The organism is Streptococcus oralis, from assembly GCF_003943385.1.
Lineage (GTDB): Bacteria > Bacillota > Bacilli > Lactobacillales > Streptococcaceae > Streptococcus > Streptococcus oralis_CA.
In genome coordinates, this window is the sequence record NZ_RJPI01000025.1 from 1 (window position 1) to 956 (window position 956).

Sequence of the window (956 nt, forward strand, 5' to 3'; positions counted from 1 at the left end):
ATCAATCGGGAAGACAGGATTCGAACCTGCGACACCTTGGTCCCAAACCAAGTACTCTACCAAGCTGAGCTACTTCCCGAGTTAAATAGAAAAAATGCACCCTAGAGGATTCGAACCTCTAACCGCCTGATTCGTAGTCAGGTACTCTATCCAGTTGAGCTAAGGGTGCTCATTATTATATGCCGAGGACCGGGATCGAACCGGTACGATCGTTTCCAATCGCAGGATTTTAAGTCCTGTGCGTCTGCCAGTTCCGCCACCCCGGCCTCTCTAAGCGAACGACGGGATTCGAACCCGCGACCCCCACCTTGGCAAGGTGGTGTTCTACCACTGAACTACGTTCGCATCGACCTCTTCTAGTTCTAATGCCGGCTACATGACTTGAACACGCGACCCTCTGATTACAAATCAGATGCTCTACCAACTGAGCTAAGCCGGCTAATTTCTACTATGCGGGTTAAGGGACTTGAACCCCCACGCCGTTAAGCGCCAGATCCTAAATCTGGTGCGTCTGCCAATTCCGCCAAACCCGCAAATATGACCCGTACTGGGCTCGAACCAGTGACCCATTGATTAAAAGTCAATTGCTCTACCAACTGAGCTAACGAGTCTAAAATAACTTCCGTTATCTTACGGTCCCGACGGGAATCGAACCCGCGATCTTCGCCGTGACAGGGCGACGTGATAACCGCTACACTACGGGACCTATGGGAGTTAACGGGATCGAACCGCTGACCCTCTGCTTGTAAGGCAGATGCTCTCCCAGCTGAGCTAAACTCCCAAAAAGGAAGCCTCTAAACTTCCTATTCTGCTAAGCGACTTCCATATCTCACAGGGGGCAACCCCCAACTACTTCCGGCGTTCTAGGGCTTAACTGCTGTGTTCGGCATGGGTACAGGTGTATCTCCTAGGCTATCGTCACTTAACTCTGAGTAATACCTACTCAAAATTGAATA

The 956-nt window shown here is 50.6% G+C and carries 9 tRNA genes and 1 rRNA gene; all 10 read right to left on the reverse strand.

From position 1 onward, the window contains the following. Nucleotides 1-5: 5 nt before the first annotated feature. Nucleotides 6-79: transfer RNA gene (locus tag D8803_RS09580), tRNA-Pro, on the reverse strand. A 16-nt stretch (nucleotides 80-95) separates the two neighbouring features. Next, nucleotides 96-169, reverse strand: a tRNA-Arg gene (locus tag D8803_RS09585). Between the two features lie 11 nt (nucleotides 170-180). Then, nucleotides 181-266 (reverse strand) — tRNA-Leu (locus D8803_RS09590). 7 nt (nucleotides 267-273) lie between these two features. Further along, nucleotides 274-345, reverse strand: a tRNA-Gly gene (locus D8803_RS09595). Between the two features lie 21 nt (nucleotides 346-366). Further along, nucleotides 367-439: transfer RNA gene (locus tag D8803_RS09600), tRNA-Thr, on the reverse strand. 12 nt (nucleotides 440-451) lie between these two features. After that, a tRNA-Leu gene (locus D8803_RS09605) sits at nucleotides 452-533 on the reverse strand. Between the two features lie 5 nt (nucleotides 534-538). Continuing rightward, nucleotides 539-611, reverse strand: a tRNA-Lys gene (locus D8803_RS09610). 22 nt (nucleotides 612-633) lie between these two features. Beyond that, nucleotides 634-706 (reverse strand) — tRNA-Asp (locus D8803_RS09615). Nucleotides 707-708: 2 nt separating this feature from the next. Then, nucleotides 709-781 (reverse strand) — tRNA-Val (locus tag D8803_RS09620). 29 nt (nucleotides 782-810) lie between these two features. Next, nucleotides 811-926: ribosomal RNA gene (rrf, locus tag D8803_RS09625) — 5S ribosomal RNA — on the reverse strand. Nucleotides 927-956: the final 30 nt, after the last annotated feature.